Below are 14,526 nucleotides of genomic sequence, written 5' to 3'. Positions count from 1 at the left end.
TGTTATTGGTGTTGAGATAATCCCTGGCAAATTTTCTTCACAATAGCGGGCCCCTCATAAATGAATCCGGTGTATACCTGAACGAGCGATGCGCCCGCGTCGAGTTTTTCCTGTGCGTCGGCGGCGGTAAAGATGCCGCCCACGGCGATAATGGGAATGGTGCCGCCCGACTTCCGGTGGATGTAACGGATCACTTCGGTGGCTCTTTCCTTGACGGGCAAGCCGCTCAGACCGCCGGCGCCGATCTGTTCCAGTTCCGCCTGCGGCGTTTGCAGGTTGGCCCGGCTGATGGTGGTGTTGGTGGCTACGATGCCCGCCAGCCCGGTTTCCTTTACGATTTCAATGATATCGTCGAGCTGTTCGTTCGTCAGGTCCGGCGCGATTTTCAGCAGGATGGGCTTCTGCCTGCTTTTCTGCATGTTCAGCGTTTGCAGGTGATGCAGCAATTGTTTGAGCGGTTCTTTTTCCTGGAGCGCCCGCAGGTTGGGGGTATTGGGAGAGCTGACGTTCACCACGAAATAATCCACCCCGTCGAACAGCGCATGGAAACACTTCTCATAGTCGCTGATCGCCTCTTCGTTGGGCGTTACTTTGTTTTTGCCGATGTTGCCGCCGATGATGATATTGGTCCGGCGTTTCTGCAGCCGTTTGGCGGCCGCCCGTGCGCCTTCGTTGTTGAAGCCCATCCGGTTGATGAGGGCCTGGTCCGCCGGCAGCCGGAACAGCCTGGGCTGATCGTTGCCGGGCTGGGGCAGCGGGGTGACGGTGCCGATTTCCACGAACCCGAAACCGAGATGTGCCAGTTCGTCGAGGTATTTTGCGTCTTTGTCGAATCCTGCCGCCAGGCCAACGGGGTTGGGGAAACGAAGGCCCCATAAAGTCCGCTCGAGGCCGGCATTTTTGGGCTGGCAGAAAGCGTCGAGCAGGTTTTTGCCGAACGGCAGCGCGTTTACAATCTTTAAGCCCCGCATCACACCGTGGTGGATGGTTTCAGGAGCGAAACCGAAGAGTATTTTCTTTATAAAACCGTACATGTTAGGGGCAAAGATATAAAATCAGGGCCTATTTGGTTAATCAGCCATAGCCGCCTAATTTTGCCACCGTTGTAACATGCTGGACCTCCGGACTTTTGAAAGGCTTTTTAAAGAGCACCACCCGCACTGCATCGCCTTCGCCGTACATTATACCGGCGACCCCTACGATGCGGAAGAAGTGGTGCAGCTCGTGTTTGCCCAGTTGTGGGAAAAGCGGGCGACCATCGAGATCACCGGCTCGGAGCGTTCCTATCTGTTTACGGCCATCCGCAACACCGCCATCAGCCAGTGGCGCAAACAATCCGTGCGCAGCGAAAAAGAAACCTCGTTCGGGCAGATGCAGGAAGTGGAAGTGCATTTTTCGCTGCAGGCCAAAGAGCTCGAAAAAAGGCTGGAGCAGGCGCTCGTCAAACTGCCGGAGCGCTGCCGGGAGGTATTTCTCCTGAGCCGCCGGCAGCAGCTGAAATATGCCGAAATAGCGGCGGTGATGGATATTTCCGTCAAAACTGTTGAGAACCAGATGGGTAAGGCGCTCAAAATACTCCACCAGGAGCTGAAAGAGTACCTGCACCTGTTTTTATGATATATCGGATAGGGGGAGCGGCTAACGGCAGGCGTCATCTATCCGGAAAACTGATTAACTATTACAACTGTACATGAGCAATTTGCAACCAGATGAGGCATTATATTCCCTGCTATGCAAGTATCTGCTGAATGAAGCGGATACCGTTGAACGGCAATGGGTGGAGGCCTGGCGCATGGAACAGCCTGTAAATGAAGAAGTGCTGAACGGGATCCGCCAGGTGCTGGAAGCGTCTGCTTCGGCCGCAGCCCATCCCGGCATCGACACGGGCGCCAGCTGGGAGCGCCTGAAAACAACCATCACCGCCGGCGGGGAAGAGAATGTAGTACCTATCCGCCGTCCCTTTCCCTGGCTCCGCATAGCCGCCGTTCTGCTGGTGGCCGTGGGCGCCGCGTTCTGGCTCTGGCCCCGCCAGGCGCAACAGGAAACAGCGTTTTCCGGCGGACAGAAAGCCGTGCTCAAAGACGGCAGCCAGGTGGCCCTGCAGCCCAACGCAGACCTCAAACTGGCGGGCGGCTTCGGGAAGAAGGAGCGCCGCGTACGGTTGACGGGCAAAGCGATCTTTACCGTGGCGCAGGACCCGGAAGCGCCTTTCGTAGTGGAAGTAGATCAGACTGAAATAAAAGTGCTGGGAACGGAGTTTACGGTGGATTACGGCCCTCAAACCGGACTTACCGTACACGTGAACAGCGGGAAAGTACTCGTCACAGACCGCCGGCATGGCGACAGCGCCGTGCTCACACCCGGCATGGTGCTGCGGCAGGAAGTAAAGGAAACCGGATTTTCAGTCGCGGAAAATATAATCAACTTGTCCAGCAAACAATTAGTGTTCCGTAATGTACCTTTACACAAAGTGCTGGCTGCCGTGGAAGCAGTGTACGATGTGGACGTGAAAGTGGCGGACAGCGCACTTTTACAGAAGGAGATCACTGCCAACTTTGAAAATGAGTCTATTGAAAACGTGATGGCCGCCATCACCTACATGACCAATTCTCAGGCCGAAAAAACCGGGCAGCAGCAGTTTTCCATTAAATAAGGGACCTAACTAAAAATTTAACGAATGTCGTTGGCGAGGACGCTCCTGCTGGGTTTGATCATCGCGTTGATCCCGATGCAGGTATTTGCCTGGAACTGGCGCACCAAGATTTCACTGTCGCTTAACAACCAACCCCTCTCTGCTGCCTGCGAATTGATCGAAAAGGAATACGGCATTCACTTTTCCTATAGTCGCGACGTGGTGAGCATGACCCGGCGCGTGTCCGTCAACGTAAAAGACATGCCCCTGCGCCGCGTGCTCGACCTGCTTTTCGACGACAGCAACATCCAGTATAAACGCATCGGCGACCAGCTGGTGCTCGCCTTCAAACACGCCGGCACCCGCACCATCAACGGTTTTGTGGAAGACGCCCTCACCGGAGAAAAACTCATCGGCGCCACCGTGTACATGCCCCACCTGCACACCGGCACCACCACGAATCAATTCGGCTTTTTCAGTCTCACCACCGCCAAGGACACCGGCACCCTCAACGTATCGTACATCGGTTACAACGCCGGCGCGGCGCAGCTGAAAGACAAAGAGAACCGCCTCGTCAATATCAAACTGTCGCCCTCCAATACCTTGCAGGAAGTGGAGGTGACCGACAACCTGCCGAAGCTCCAGGAACAGACGCAGATGAGCAAGCTCAACCTCGCCATTTCGCAGACCAAAACCATGCCCCGCATGCTCGGAGAAGCAGACGTGCTGCGCACGATACAGGCCATGCCCGGTGTGAGCGGCGGCGCGGACGGCTCCAGCGGTATTCATGTGCGCGGCGGCAGCCCCGATCAGAACCTCATCCTGCTCGATGGTACGCCCGTGTACAACGCCACCCATGCGTTCGGTATTTTTTCCGTGTTCAATCCCGATATGGTCAAGAACGTGGAACTGTACAAAGGCGCTTTTCCCGCGCGCTATGGCGGCCGTTTATCGTCGGTGGTCGATATTTCGATGAAAGACGGGGATATGTACGAATACCACGGCGAAGTGTCGCTCGGCCTGCTGGCGTCGAAGTTTATGGTGGAAGGGCCCATCGATAAAGGCAAAACCTCTTTCATCGTCACCGCCCGCCGCACATATGCGGATCTGATATTGCAGGACGTTGCGCACAAGCAGTTCAACCTCGGGGAGGAAGGCGAATTCTGGCTGTATTTCTTCGACGGCAACGCGAAGATCAATCATATCTTTTCCCCGAAAGACCGCATCTACCTCAGCGCCTACGGCGGCAAGGACCATATGACGGTAGACCGCAACCACCGTTTCGACAGCATCAACGGCATGCCCAAAAGGTACCACGAAGAAATGCGTTTCCGCCTCGGCTGGGGCAACCAGGCATATGCGCTCCGCTGGAACCATATTTTCAGTCCCCGGCTGTTCTCCAACACCACGCTCAATTATTCGCAGTTCTATTTCAACACCGACTACCGCTACAAATACATGGCGCTCGATACGCCGCTGGTGAAGGAATCCGATAACATGAACGGCCGCTATTTTTCGAAGGTGCAGAACGCCGGCGGGAAAATCGATTTCGATTATCGCCCCAATCCCGAGCACGCCGTGCGTTTCGGTTTGCAGGCTACCTACAATATCTTCCAGCCCGGCATCCTCCGGTTCAATAATATGTCTGACGACCTGCAGCTGATTGATACTGCTTACAACGATGAAACGTCCGGCGGGCTGGAACTGGCCCTGTATGCGGAAGACGACTGGAAGATCGGCAACTCCGTGCACCTGAATCTCGGCCTGCACGCCTCTTCTTTCATCGTGCCCGGCAGGGTGTACGCGTCGCTGCAACCGAGGATGGGTTTTCGTTTCCTGCTCCCGCAACGCTGGGCGCTGAAGATGTCGCATACCGTGATGACGCAGTACCTGCACCTGCTTACCAACAGCGCTACCTACATGCCCACCGATCTGTGGGTGGCCGCTACGGACAAGGTGCCGCCCATGCACGCCAACCAGGTGGCGCTGGGCCTTGCCAAAACCACGCAGAGCGGCATGTTCGAAATGTCGGTGGAAGGGTACTACAAGGAAATGCGGAATGTGATCGAATACAACGAGCTGTCGAACGATTTTCAATCCGCCACACCCAGCTGGGAAAGCAACGTGGTGACCGGCAAAGGCTGGAGCTACGGCGGTGAACTGATGTTGCAGAAAAAGAAAGGCGATTTCAGGGGCTGGATCGGTTATACGCTCGCCTGGGCCGACCGGCAGTTCCCGACCGTGAACCAGGGGAAACGATTCCCTTACAAATACGACCGGCGGCACGATGTGGAAGTGGTGCTCACGCAGCGCCTCGGCAAACGCTGGGAATTGTCCGCGCAATGGCAGTATTCCACCGGGGCGCCGTTGTCGCTTCCGGTAGGCAGCTACGAGCAGCAGGACGATCCTTCGCCGCACACCCCCGGTGGTACCGGCGGGCCCAATGAGATAGACATCGTGGGTAACCGCAACATGCTGCGCATGCAGGACGTGCACCGCCTCGACATCGGCGCCACGCATGTGAAACAGCGGAAAAAAACGCGCTACACGCTCAACATCAGCCTGTACAACGCATACAGCCAGAAGAACCCGTTTTTTTATTACTATAAACGCGACGACGACGGCAAACGCCAGCTCACAATGCTGAGCATTCTGCCCATACTGCCCAGCGTTACGTATGCGATCAGATTTTAAGAAAAATGGATCTCGTCATGAAAAAAACAGCAGCATTCATATCCGCCATTTTGTTGCTCGCGGCCTGCGAGAAGAGTGTGCATATACCCATTCCGTACGACGGCGATAAAATCGTGGTAAACAGCCTGATGCAGCCCGACAGTGTGCTGTACATCCGCGTTACGCGCTCGCAGCCGCCCGGCGCCACCAGCTTTCCCGCCATCAGGGATGCCGGCGTCACCGTGAAAGCCGGCGATCTGGAAGTGCCGTTGCAATGGCAGGAGATCGGCGGGAAGGGATACTTCGTTTCCACGCAGCCGGTGTCCGCCGCGCTGCGTTACACCATCCAGGTGGCGGCAGACGGTCTTGACACCGTGCGGGCGGCAGATACATTGCCCCGCCGCCCCGTGCTGGCCGACCCGTTCGCGCAGGTCCAGGGCAACCGTGTGAAGTTTACGCTGAAAGATGTGCGGGGGAAGGATTTTTACCGCTTCCGGCTGTACGCCGGGGAGATGAACGCGGCGGGGCGGATAGTGCCCGTGAAACGGCTGCGCTACAGGTTCGATCCCTCTTACAATAACAGCTTCACCGACCTGATCACCAACAACTACCTCGAAAGCACCCTCATCCCGGACGAGCGTTTCGACGGCCACAACATCGCCGTCGTGATGCAGACCGAACGGGTCAGCCAGCCCGGCGATTTCCTGGTGCTGGAAGTGACCGGCCTCACCTGGCACAGCTGGCAGTATCTCAAAACGCTCGAGCTGCAGAACGCCAATGAAGGCAACCTGCTGGTGGAGCAAAACCGTGTGCATACCAATGTGGCCGGCGGTTACGGTATATTCGGCGGGGTGAACGCCGCACATTTGAACATCGAGATCAAATAAGGCCTAAAATCCTTAAATTTGATTACACCAAAAAAAGGACCCAATCATGCAGGACGCATATATAGTAGCAGGATTCAGAACAGCGGTAACGAAATCGAAGAAAGGCGGATTCCGTTTTTACCGGCCGGACGATCTGGCCGTGGAGGTGATCACGGGTTTGCTCAAAACCATCCCGCAGCTGGAGCCGAACAGGGTGGATGATCTGATTGTGGGCAACGCGGTGCCGGAAGCGGAACAGGGCCTGCAGATCGGCCGGATGATTTCCGTGCGCGCGCTGGGTATCGAGGTGCCCGGCATGACGGTGAACCGGTATTGCGCCTCCGGCCTTGAAACCATCGGCATCGCCACCGCCAAAATCCAGAGCGGCCAGGCGCATTGCATCATCGCCGGCGGTACCGAAAGCATGAGCCTGGTGCCGGTAGCAGGATGGAAAACAGTGCCCGCTTACAGTGTGGCTTCCACCACGCCGGACTATTACCTCAGCATGGGCAACACCGCAGAGGCCGTGGCGAAAGAGTTTTCCGTGAGCCGCGAGCAGCAGGACGAATTTTCGTTCCGCTCCCATCAACGCGCCATCAACGCCATCCAGAACGGATATTTCAAAGGAGGCATTCTGCCCATTAACGTGGAAGAAATATATCTCAACGAAAAAGGGAAAAAACAGGCCCGCAATTTTGTGGTGGATACCGACGAAGGGCCGCGCCACGATACTTCGCTCGAGGTGCTCGCCAAACTCAAGCCCGTATTCGCCGCCGGCGGAACGGTAACGGCCGGTAACTCCTCGCAGACCAGCGACGGCGCCGCGTTTGTGGTAGTGATGAGTGAAAAGATGATGAAAGAGCTGAACCTGCAGCCCATCGGGCGGCTGGTATCCTGCGTGAGCGCAGGCGTGCATCCCCGCATCATGGGCATCGGCCCCGTGGCCGCGGTGCCCAAAGCCCTGCAGGTAGCCGGCAAAACGTTGCAGGACATCGACCTCGTGGAGTTGAACGAAGCCTTCGCTTCCCAGTCCGTAGCCGTTATCCGCGAACTGGGCCTCGACCCTGAAAAAGTGAATATCAACGGCGGCGCCATCGCCCTCGGCCACCCGCTCGGCTGTACCGGCGCCAAGCTCACCATTCAATTGTTGCAGGACATGAAACGCCTGAACAAAAAATACGGCATCGTGACCGCCTGCGTCGGCGGCGGGCAGGGCATCGCCGGTGTGATCGAGAATCTTGCGTAACAACGGATGTAATCAACATACGAAGGGCGCGCCAACCGGTGCGCCCTTCCTGTTTCCGGCCCTCTAACCCTGTGAAAATCATCTGCTTTCTGCGAACACTTGTCGTTTCGGGCGGCGGAACGTACATTTCATATAAAATAATATGATTGAATTAAACTTTTTACTAATTTGCTTTCGGAAAACCGCTATTATCCTGCCCTAACAGGGTAACAGCCCCTAAAACCGTATCCCAGATGGACCGTAGAGACTTCTTAACACTAGCCCCCTCCCGCAAAAAAACGTCGAAACCGGCGGCTGCCAGAACATATTCCGGCCTTGCGCCTTACACCGGCGAATGGGGAACGGCACAGGTGGTGCATTTGCTGAAACGCGCCATGTTCGGCGCCGCGCCGGCGGATGTGAAGCACTTCAGGGCAATGTCGATGGACCAGGCCGTGGATGCCCTGATCCAGAACAACACCGTTACGCCGGCTCCGCCCGTGAATAATTACAGCCAGGGTGCGCCGGACAGTACCGGTGTGGCGCCGGGCGCCACATGGGTGACCGCGCCGGAAGGGGACGAAGATCTCAACAACGACCGCCGCACGTCCTACAAAGCATGGTGGACGGGCGTGATGCTCAGTCAGCAGCGCACCATCCACGAAAAGCTGGTGCTTTTCTGGCATAACCACTGGGCTACCGAAACACAAACGATCGGGGATGCGCGTTTTATGTACCTGCATAACGTAACCCTTCGCCAATATGCGCTCGGCAATTTCAGGGCCATGGCCAAAGCCATTACCCTGGATCCCGCCATGCTCGTATATCTCAACGGATACCTGAATGAGAAAACCGCGGCCGACGAAAACTACGCGCGCGAACTGCTCGAACTGTTCACCTGCGGTAAAGGCCCCGCCTCGCTGTACCAGGAGGAAGACGTACGCGCCGGCGCGCACGTGCTCACCGGTTACAAAGTGGACAAGATCAACATCCGTTCTTATTTCGATCCCAGCAAACACGATATCACCAACAAACAGTTTTCTCCCTGGTTTTCCAACAAGGTGATCAGCGGGAAAACAGGCGAGATGGGCGCTACGGAGCTAGACGATATGCTCCAGATAATTTTCGCGCAGCACGAAGTGGCGAAGTTCATCTGCCGGAAATTCTACCAGTTTTTTATTTACTACGAAATAGACGATGCTACCGAAACCAATGTGATCGAGCCGTTGGCGAAAATATTCCGAGATGCGAATTATGAAATAAAACCTTTGTTGCTGGCGCTGTTCAAGTGCGAGCACTTTTATGATCCGCTGAACATGAGCTGCCTGATCAAAAGTCCCGTAGATTTCACCGTGGGCCTTTGCCGCGAATTCGGCGTCACCGTCGCTCCCGCGGCCGATTACGCCAACGCCTATCCGCAATGGCAGGCCCTGCAAAGCGCCGCCGGCCGGCAGCAGCAGAACATCGGTGATCCGCCGGGCGTGTCCGGCTGGGAAGCGTATTACCTCGCCCCGCAGTTTCATGAGCTCTGGATCAATACCGATACGCTGCCGCAGCGGAACATGTTTGCCGACCAGATGATCGGCAACGGTTACCGCGGTTTGCGCATCGACCCGATCGCATTCGCCGAACAGTTGTCCGATCCCTCCAACCCCGTGCTGCTCGTCAGGGATTCGCTCGATATCCTGTACAGGATGGGCGTGAGCGATACCACCAAAAGTTTCCTGAAAGACAATATCCTCCTCGGCGGTACAGAACAGGATTATTACTGGACGCAGGCATGGAACGTGTACAAGGCGGATACGTCCAACGCCGCCAATAAGGCCGTTGTGGTGCAGCACCTCCGCGCGTTGTACAAATACATCATGAACCTGTCTGAATACCATTTAGCCTGATCACGCTGAAAACCTATTTATGAAACGTAGAGACTTCCTCAAGTATACCGCTCCGGCAGCCATCCTGCCATCCTTCATCAACGGTTTTTCCGTGAAGGCTTTCGGCGCTTCGCCTTTGCTGGCGGCCCTGCAGGGCGCAGCTGAAGAAAACGACCACGTGCTCGTGATGATCCAGCTGAACGGCGGCAACGACGGGCTCAACATGGTGATCCCGCGCGACCAGTACGGCAAATACCAGGCTGCGCGCACCAATATCGCCATCCCCGAAGGCCGCGTGCTGGCGCTCGCCGGGCAAACCAAAACCGGCTTGCACCCGGCCATGACAGGCATCCGCGATCTGTATAACGACGGGCATGTGGGCATCATCCACAGCGTGGGGTACCCTTCGCCCAACTTCTCGCATTTCCGCGCCACCGACATCTGGCTCACCGGTTCCGATGCCAACGAAGTGCTGCCGACGGGCTGGGGAGGCCGTTACCTCGAAACGCAATACCCCGGTTTCCCCGTGGGATATCCCAACGCGGATATGCCCGACCCGCTGGCCATCCAGATCGGCTCCGTGGTGTCGCCCGCATTCCAGGGAACGGACGTGAACATGGGGATGGCCGTGACCAGCGCCACCGATTTCTACAACCTGCTCAACGGGGTGGAAGACCCCGTGCCCAACACCAAAGCGGGCAAAGAGCTGAAATATATCCGCCTCATCCAGAAACAAACCAACCGGTTTGCCGATGCGATCAAACTGGCGGCTTCCAAAGTGACCAACCAGGGCGCTTACCCGGCCAACAACCACCTGGCCCAACAATTGAAAATTGTGGCGCGCCTCGTGGCGGGCGGGCTCAAAACGCGCCTGTACATGGTGAGCATCGGCGGGTTCGACACACACGCCAGCCAGACCAACAGCGGCGATACCACCACCGGTTCGCACGCCAAACTGCTGGGTGACGTATCGTCTGCCGTAAAAGCCTTCATGGACGACCTGAAAGGCCTCAAAAAATCGCAGCGCGTGGTAGGGATGACCTTCTCCGAGTTTGGCCGCCGCATCCGCTCCAACGGCAGTATGGGCACCGACCACGGCGCCAGCGCTCCCATGATCATTTTCGGCGACTATGTGAACCAGCAGGTGCTCGGCAATACGCCCACCATGCCGGACTCCGCCGGGGCTTCGGACAATGTGCCCATGCAGTACGATTTCCGCTCCGTATACGCGTCGCTGTTAGAACAGTGGTTCTGTGTGAAAAGCACCGACCTCAACCACATCATGCTGCGCAACTACCAGAGCCTTCCGCTCGTGAACGGGCTGGCCTGCGGGGTGGTGACCAACATTCCCGGCATCAACGACGGGCTGCAGTTCATCACCAACTATCCCAATCCTTTCTCCGCCAAAACCACCATCGCCTACAAAACCAAGGGAGGCCACACCATGATCCAGGTGTTCGACACCATGGGCCGCCTCATCAGCACGCCGGTAGACAAAGTGCATGCCGCCGGTGACTACACCATCCCGTTCGACGGGGAGCGCCTCGCCAACGGCGTGTATTACGCCCGCCTGCAAAACGGGCCCATCCAGCAGGTGAGGAGCATGCTGAAGGTGAGATAAGGGCACGCGTGGAAATCATTTATGCATGTGTATCAGTGCAACAACGGACAGGATGCCACGGCATCCCATGATGCATAAAACAGGCGGGATAACGGCCATGTCAGGCATGCCCTAACCGCAACAATGTTGCAATCCTTCGATTTTATGTATCTTTGCCTTCTAAACCAGGCAGGTGAAGCAATTTTTCCAACAAATAGGAGCCATTTTACTGCTGGGCGTGTTTTGTTTATACATTACGCCCAGGGATTATGTGCACCATTTTGTGGGGCACGAAGATACCATCGACGAAGCCTGTAACCTGGTGTACACGGACGGGCCCGTGCTCTCCGGCCAACACCAGCACTGCGAATGGCTGCACTGGGAAGTGGAAGCCTATCTTCCGGGATATCACACAGCCGTCCCCGCCACGCCACACGAATATGCAACGCTTAGCCAAACGCTGCCGCTGCACATTTTTTCATATCCCGCTTATTACTTTTCCCTGCGCGCTCCCCCGCATGCGTAACCCCATCTCATCCGGTATTTTATCTGATTTTATTGCCGGCAGCACAGGCTGCCAATGATCTTCTGTACACATGCAAGTGATTAAAAAAATCGCATGGGCGGCAGTGTTGATGCAATTGATGTTTGCAGCGGCCGCCAGTGCGCAATGTACCATCCGTTTGAGCGGGACGGTTACCGACAGTGAAACGAAACAGCCACTGCCGGGCGCCACCATCGTTATCAAGGAGAACGGGCTCTCCGTCAAAAGCGACGACAAAGGCGTTTACCGGCTGGAAGGGCTTTGTCCGGGTTTTTATACCCTTCACATCAGCCACATCGGCTGCCTGCCGGTGGAAGTAGCCTGGCAGGTGAGTGCAGACGAGCGCCGTAATATCTCCCTGCCGCACAGCGTCACGCAGTTGCAGGAAGTGGCCGTTACCGGTCACGCCGCCAAAGAAGTGACCACCGCGCCGGTAGAATCACTCAGCGGGAAGGAACTGGAAAAAACGAGGGGGCTCACGCTCGGGGAAGCGCTGAAAAAAGTGAACGGCGTTACCTCGCTCACCACCGGGCCGAACGTATCCAAGCCCGTGATCAACGGCCTGCACAGCAACCGCGTGCTGATCCTCAACAACGGCATCCGCCAGGAAGGCCAGCAATGGGGCTCGGAACATGCGCCGGAAGTGGACCCGTTCCTCGCCAATAAAATGGTGGTGATCAAAGGCGCGGGCGCGCTTCGCTACGGTGGCGATGCGATCGGCGGCGTGGTGCTCGTGGAACCGAAAGCGCTGCCCGTAACGCCGGGCCTCGGCGGTGAGGTGAACTTCGCCGGTTTTTCCAACAACAGGCTGGGCGCCGTGTCGGCCATCATCGAACAGCAGGTGCCCAAACTGCCGGGCCTCAGCTGGCGGTTGCAGGGTACGCTGCGCAAAGGCGGCAACGTAAAAACGCCGGATTACTGGCTCGATAATACCGGCGTGGAGGAATACAATTTCTCCGGCGCCATCGGCTGGAAAAAACCGCAGTACGGCGTTGAACTGTTCTACAGTCAGTTCAACACCAACCTCGGCGTATTCGAAGGTTCCCACATCGGCAACCGCGAAGACCTCGACAACGTGATCAAACAACAGCGCCCCCTGCCGGAATTCACCGAAGGGTTTTCATATGATATCGAAAGGCCATACCAGCATGTGGAGCACGAGCTGTTCAAAATCAAAAGTTACCTGAACACCGGGAAAGCCGGCCGCCTCAACCTGGTGCTGGCCCGCCAGTTCAATTACCGCGATGAGCTGGACCGTAAATCCGCCCTCTCCGTCAACAAAATGAACCTGAATCTCACCACCTACAACGCTGAGTTGCTCTGGGATCATTTCAGCTGGAAAGGGCTGCGCGGCACCGTCGGCGCTACCGGCACCTACCAGGAGAACAGCTACCGCAGCAGGCTTTTTATCCCGAATTACGAGAGCCTGCAATGGGGGGCGTTCTGGACGGAGAAATGGGAAAGCGCCAACCAGCAATGGCTGGTGGAAGGCGGTATCCGCTACGACAACAAACAGTACTATAACCTGGGCGACAACGCCGGTGCGATCCATTATCCCGAACAGGATTATGCCAGCATCTCCGGCTCGCTCGGCGCACAATACCGCGTTACCGATAACTTTCACGTGTCGGTGAATGCCGCCCGCGCCTGGCGCCCGCCCGGTGTGAACGAACTGTATGCCACCGGCCTGCACCACGGCGCGGCGGTGTATGTGGACGGCGATCCGTACCTGAAACCGGAAGACGCCGCCAAGTTCAACACCACCCTGCACTACGATATCAGCGACAAACTGGAGGCAGATGTGAACCTGTATTACAACCACATCAGCAACTTCATTTTCCAGCAGCCGACAGACAGTATCGTGGTCACCATCCGCGGTGCGTTCCCTTACACGTTTTACCGCCAGTCCGACGTCACCATGAAAGGCATGGACGCGCAGGTGCGCTGGCAGTTCCTCCCGAAATGGCAGCTCACTTCCAAAGCCTCCATTCTGCGGGCTTACAACGAAACCGATAACGACTGGCTGATCAATATGCCCGCCGACCGGTTCGAGAACGAGCTGAGTTTTACGCCGGGGAACTACAAAGCGTTTAAGGAAAATTATATATCCGTTAGCGTTAGTAACGTGCTGAAGCAGACACGCACGCCCGCGAACCTCCAGGACAAAAACGATCCACGCGGCCAGGACCTGCTGGCGCCGCCCTCCGGGTACACGCTGGTGGGTTTGGAAGCCGGCAGTACGGTGCATTTCGGCAAGCAGCCCGTGTCGTTTATTCTCGGCGCTGCCAACCTGCTGAACACCCGGTACCGCGATTACCTGAACTTCTTCCGCTACTTCGCGGACGAGCCGGGCCGTAACATTTATCTCAAAGTAAAGATGCCCCTCCAGTTTGGAAAGAAAGCATCCATTTAAAACATTATAACCGACAATGAGTATGAAAAAGAACCTTCGACTGACCGTATTTGCCGCTGCCGCCGCACTGTTATTCGCCGCCTGCAAAAAAGAAAAGAACGAAACACCGACAGAGAACGCCAACGAAGAAATTACGACGGTGAAGCTCACGTTCACCAACGCCGCCAACGCAGCCGATAAGGTGGTGGCCACCTGGAAAGACCTCACCGGCAATCCGGTGATCGAGAAGGTGACGTTAAAGGCCAATACCACCTACAACCTCTCGACAGAACTGTTCGACGAGCGCAAGAACCCGGCCGATACCATCACGCATGAAATCGAAGAAGAAGCGGACGAGCACCGTTTGTTCCACCTCTTTTTCAGCAAGGCCAACGCCAACCTGCAGGATTCACTGAGCACCGTGGCTACCGTTACGCCGCTCGATAAGGACGGCAATAACCTGCCCATCGGCCTGGAAGTAAGCGTGGCCACCAAAGGCGCATTCACCGGTTATCTGCGGATGGTGGTAAGGCATCAGCCCGGCAACAAAAACGGCTCTTACGGCCCCGGCAGCACCGATGTGCTCACGGAGTTCCCGCTGGAGATCAAATAATATTTCCTGAAAACCCGGGAAAAAAAGGGACTGCCAATGATTTGGCAGTCCTTTTTTATGCGTGAGCTGGGGTAAAATACCGGGCCGACAGTAGGCCCCGGAGCAAG

Annotated in this window: 11 protein-coding genes; 10 read left to right on the top strand and 1 reads right to left on the bottom strand. The window is 56.5% G+C overall.

Annotated features, from left to right (window positions below):
* Positions 1-2 precede the first annotated feature (2 nt).
* Positions 3-1,034 carry a quinone-dependent dihydroorotate dehydrogenase gene (locus EGT74_RS04845; RefSeq protein WP_123845399.1) on the bottom strand — a complete coding sequence of 344 codons (1,032 nt, stop codon included), beginning with the start codon at positions 1,032-1,034 and terminating at the stop codon, positions 3-5.
* A gap of 76 nt (positions 1,035-1,110) precedes the next feature.
* Here EGT74_RS04845 and EGT74_RS04840 point away from each other — a divergent pair, with 76 nt between their 5' ends.
* The 10 genes from EGT74_RS04840 to EGT74_RS04795 all read left to right on the top strand — a co-directional run bounded on the left by EGT74_RS04840 (position 1,111) and on the right by EGT74_RS04795 (position 14,419).
* Entirely contained in the window at positions 1,111-1,617 is a 507-nt protein-coding gene (locus EGT74_RS04840) for an RNA polymerase sigma-70 factor (protein WP_123845398.1), read from the top strand.
* Positions 1,618-1,690: 73 nt separating this feature from the next.
* Complete coding sequence (locus EGT74_RS04835; protein WP_123845397.1) at positions 1,691-2,653, top strand: FecR family protein; 963 nt, start codon at positions 1,691-1,693, stop codon at positions 2,651-2,653.
* A 24-nt stretch (positions 2,654-2,677) separates the two neighbouring features.
* On the top strand, positions 2,678-5,326 hold the full coding sequence (locus tag EGT74_RS04830; RefSeq protein ID WP_123845396.1) for a TonB-dependent receptor domain-containing protein: 2,649 nt from the start codon (positions 2,678-2,680) through the stop codon (positions 5,324-5,326).
* A 17-nt stretch (positions 5,327-5,343) separates the two neighbouring features.
* A complete protein-coding gene (locus EGT74_RS04825) occupies positions 5,344-6,192 on the top strand; it encodes a DUF4249 domain-containing protein (RefSeq protein WP_158618007.1) in 849 nt (282 codons plus the stop codon).
* A 46-nt stretch (positions 6,193-6,238) separates the two neighbouring features.
* Positions 6,239-7,417, top strand: a complete 1,179-nt coding sequence (locus EGT74_RS04820; protein WP_123845394.1) for a thiolase family protein — start codon at positions 6,239-6,241, stop codon at positions 7,415-7,417.
* A gap of 233 nt (positions 7,418-7,650) precedes the next feature.
* Positions 7,651-9,291, top strand: coding sequence for a DUF1800 domain-containing protein (locus tag EGT74_RS04815; protein ID WP_123845393.1), 1,641 nt, complete (start codon positions 7,651-7,653; stop codon positions 9,289-9,291).
* 19 nt (positions 9,292-9,310) lie between these two features.
* Positions 9,311-10,891, top strand: a complete 1,581-nt coding sequence (locus tag EGT74_RS04810) for a DUF1501 domain-containing protein (protein WP_123845392.1) — start codon at positions 9,311-9,313, stop codon at positions 10,889-10,891.
* A 172-nt stretch (positions 10,892-11,063) separates the two neighbouring features.
* Positions 11,064-11,396 carry a hypothetical protein gene (locus EGT74_RS04805; RefSeq protein ID WP_123845391.1) on the top strand — a complete coding sequence of 111 codons (333 nt, stop codon included), beginning with the start codon at positions 11,064-11,066 and terminating at the stop codon, positions 11,394-11,396.
* 70 nt (positions 11,397-11,466) lie between these two features.
* The gene (locus tag EGT74_RS04800; protein ID WP_123845390.1) at positions 11,467-13,827 is read left to right on the top strand and encodes a TonB-dependent receptor; all 2,361 of its coding nucleotides are present in this window, start codon (positions 11,467-11,469) and stop codon (positions 13,825-13,827) included.
* A gap of 22 nt (positions 13,828-13,849) precedes the next feature.
* Entirely contained in the window at positions 13,850-14,419 is a 570-nt protein-coding gene (locus EGT74_RS04795; protein ID WP_220392813.1) for a hypothetical protein, read from the top strand.
* The last annotated feature ends 107 nt before the right edge of the window (positions 14,420-14,526 follow it).

Source organism: Chitinophaga lutea, assembly GCF_003813775.1.
Classification (GTDB): domain Bacteria; phylum Bacteroidota; class Bacteroidia; order Chitinophagales; family Chitinophagaceae; genus Chitinophaga; species Chitinophaga lutea.
The sequence above is the reverse complement of the archived record's forward strand: the minus strand, read 5'-3'. Positions and strand labels throughout refer to the sequence as shown.

What these genes read in the sequence shown, in the direction of transcription:
- EGT74_RS04830 (WP_123845396.1), top strand. Translation starts at nt 2,678, where the DNA reads ATGTCGTTGGCGAGGACGCTCCTGCTGGGTTTGATCATCGCGTTGATC.
- EGT74_RS04800 (WP_123845390.1), top strand. Translation starts at nt 11,467, where the DNA reads ATGCAAGTGATTAAAAAAATCGCATGGGCGGCAGTGTTGATGCAATTG.
- EGT74_RS04820 (WP_123845394.1), top strand. Translation starts at nt 6,239, where the DNA reads ATGCAGGACGCATATATAGTAGCAGGATTCAGAACAGCGGTAACGAAA.
- EGT74_RS04840 (WP_123845398.1), top strand. Translation starts at nt 1,111, where the DNA reads ATGCTGGACCTCCGGACTTTTGAAAGGCTTTTTAAAGAGCACCACCCG.
- EGT74_RS04835 (WP_123845397.1), top strand. Translation starts at nt 1,691, where the DNA reads ATGAGCAATTTGCAACCAGATGAGGCATTATATTCCCTGCTATGCAAG.
- EGT74_RS04815 (WP_123845393.1), top strand. Translation starts at nt 7,651, where the DNA reads ATGGACCGTAGAGACTTCTTAACACTAGCCCCCTCCCGCAAAAAAACG.
- EGT74_RS04795 (WP_220392813.1), top strand. Translation starts at nt 13,850, where the DNA reads ATGAAAAAGAACCTTCGACTGACCGTATTTGCCGCTGCCGCCGCACTG.
- EGT74_RS04825 (WP_158618007.1), top strand. Translation starts at nt 5,344, where the DNA reads ATGAAAAAAACAGCAGCATTCATATCCGCCATTTTGTTGCTCGCGGCC.
- EGT74_RS04810 (WP_123845392.1), top strand. Translation starts at nt 9,311, where the DNA reads ATGAAACGTAGAGACTTCCTCAAGTATACCGCTCCGGCAGCCATCCTG.
- EGT74_RS04845 (WP_123845399.1), bottom strand. Translation starts at nt 1,034, where the DNA reads ATGTACGGTTTTATAAAGAAAATACTCTTCGGTTTCGCTCCTGAAACC.